Below are 2042 nucleotides of genomic sequence, written 5' to 3' on the forward strand. Positions count from 1 at the left end.
CGAGTCCCTGAGACCGAGCGGCGCGCCTTATCCACCCTACAACGGAGCCGGTTTCGTAGGGTGGATAAGCGCAGCGCATCCACCATCGGCCTCGCTGCCGACACGCTGTTGGCGGCGGCCACCCAAATTTGGAACTGCTGGTCTGCCGCAGAGCATGACATAAGGAAAAAGTAAACTGTCCCCGGAGTTCAGGTATTCTCCTCAACGCCGGTCATTGATCTGGCCGGCGCTCGGCTCGCCGCCGAAGCAAACGAACGTCCTCCAGATCCTTTGGCCTTGCCGCTGCAAGCTTGTTCTTGACGAGCGCCTCGATACCCAGCACTTGCAGGGTGATGCCACCGAGGTCACAGTCCAATCGATTCTTCCATGCCTCTTCGAAGTCGATATCGCCGGATATCTTCGTGAGCAGATCGATCCTGCAAGGCGCCACGCCGATCTGGAATACCACGCCGGGATACTTGAAGGTCTCCACCGACACTTGATCCAGCGGCGCCCCGAAATCCGCGAGCGCACAATAGACCTTGGCCGCATTCGTCGGATCGGGCCGCGCACCCAGATATCGATGTCGTCGGTGCTTCGCGGCAGCCCATGCCCGGCCAACGCATAGGCTCCAACCACCAGATACTCAACGCCGTGCTTCATTAAGCACTGCAACATCTCGGCGTAGTCTCGATTCAGCATGTATTTCCCCCCGGGTCGCAACCGACCAGAGAGCGACCGTAATATCCCACACGCAATCGATACGCTGTGCCGACGAGCCCTCGACAAATCCGTCGTCCGAGTCGTCGTCCAGCGTGGCGACTTTCACAATCAAGCGATTGAGCTTCATGATTTCGATAAATCACCCGGTAGCTATGGACGAAACGCTCCCTGACCGCTACGTCTCCAACCTCAGGGACCACGCGTCCGCTTTTTGGAAAACGACCGATGGACGTGACAGTCGCGAGCACCTTGGATGCCACGGCACGCGCGTAGGCCGCAGAATCGCGGGCAATATAGCTTGCGATCCCTTCAAGGTCATCCGCTGCTTCGGGCGACCACGGAAAAGGGATAGTCGATGGCCGGCCACTTCTCACCGAGGTGCGCCGGGCGGAACAGCGGCTCGGGGAACGTTTTGTAGTCGGTCAGGCACAGCTCCACGATGTTCTCGCCGCGAAAGCCCGTAACGTCTCGTAGCTCGCTGGTCATGGCATGGCGTCTATCAATCTTGCTTGGGGACGGATAGCGGGCTGGCGCCAGCGTGGCCGGTCGTTGGCAACGTTCCGCAGCGACGCGTGCGCGCTGCCCGAAATCCCTTGTCTTGCAAATGATGCCACAAACGGCGCGCGGCGGTCGCCCGTCCGAGCCAGCCGGGTAGGGTCCGTTGCACGGACCACATCCCGTGCTGAACCAACCGACGCGCATTCCGCGCCGCGTTACTCGACCAGGTTTGCCGCAGAACCAGGAATTGACGTCGGGCCGAGATCACTACCGCGTCTCGGGGTCAGGCGGTTCCGGCTTGTCGGCGAGCAAACGCTTCAGCCGCTCATTCTCGGCCAAGGCTTCGTCCTTGGCGGCCCGCTCCTGCTCTTTGGTCACTCGCTCCTGCTCCGCGTCTGCCCGCGCCTGTTCCTTGGCCGTCCGCTCCTGCTCCGCATCCGCCCGTGTCTGCTCCACCTCCGCGCGCAGGTCGTCGAATTCGAGCTGGATGCTCTGCTGTTCGCGCGGATAGTCCTGCCGCGCCTGGTAGGCATGGTAGGCGTGCTCTTTCTCGGAGAAGGCCTTCAGTGTGTTGGGATCGATGGGATGGCGCATGGTGGCAGTGTAGGCAGGCGTCGCCCAGGCGACAAGGGACGCGGCCCCGGGGACGCGCGCCCGGCGGGAGGCACCGGCGGCTCAGCCGGGTCCACGTTATCCGCAATCAGGGCGGGAGCGCCGCTGATGGATTCTTCCGGTCGGTCAATTTGGCCGGCAGCGTCGTCCGCAAGAAGTCCTCCGTCGCTTCGAAGACCGCATCGCTGCCGGTGTACTCGCGGGTCAGCGGAACGATTTTGCGCCGTACG

4 protein-coding genes are annotated in these 2042 nt (G+C 62.3%); all 4 read right to left on the reverse strand.

All coding sequences use genetic code 11. The features are described from left to right. Window positions 1-211: 211 nt before the first annotated feature. The 4 genes from QZY03_RS16115 to QZY03_RS16130 all read right to left on the reverse strand — a co-directional run bounded on the left by QZY03_RS16115 (window position 212) and on the right by QZY03_RS16130 (window position 1794). Window positions 212-472 (reverse strand): hypothetical protein, encoded by a 261-nt coding sequence (locus QZY03_RS16115; RefSeq protein WP_295582801.1) that lies wholly within the window; start codon window positions 470-472, stop codon window positions 212-214. 202 nt (window positions 473-674) lie between these two features. Then, window positions 675-1076, reverse strand: a complete 402-nt coding sequence (locus QZY03_RS16120; RefSeq protein WP_295582802.1) for a type II toxin-antitoxin system RelE/ParE family toxin — start codon at window positions 1074-1076, stop codon at window positions 675-677. Then, window positions 1018-1188, reverse strand: a complete 171-nt coding sequence (locus QZY03_RS16125) for a hypothetical protein (protein ID WP_295582804.1) — start codon at window positions 1186-1188, stop codon at window positions 1018-1020. Before QZY03_RS16125 ends, QZY03_RS16120 begins: the two co-directional genes overlap by 59 nt. 279 nt (window positions 1189-1467) lie before the next feature. Further along, the gene (locus QZY03_RS16130; RefSeq protein ID WP_295582806.1) at window positions 1468-1794 is read right to left on the reverse strand and encodes a hypothetical protein; all 327 of its coding nucleotides are present in this window, start codon (window positions 1792-1794) and stop codon (window positions 1468-1470) included. Window positions 1795-2042 lie beyond the last annotated feature (248 nt).

This window comes from uncultured Lamprocystis sp., from assembly GCF_903933125.1.
Classification (GTDB): domain Bacteria; phylum Pseudomonadota; class Gammaproteobacteria; order Chromatiales; family Chromatiaceae; genus Thiodictyon.

What these genes read in the sequence shown, in the direction of transcription:
- QZY03_RS16125 (WP_295582804.1), bottom strand. Translation starts at nt 1,188, where the DNA reads ATGACCAGCGAGCTACGAGACGTTACGGGCTTTCGCGGCGAGAACATC.
- QZY03_RS16130 (WP_295582806.1), bottom strand. Translation starts at nt 1,794, where the DNA reads ATGCGCCATCCCATCGATCCCAACACACTGAAGGCCTTCTCCGAGAAA.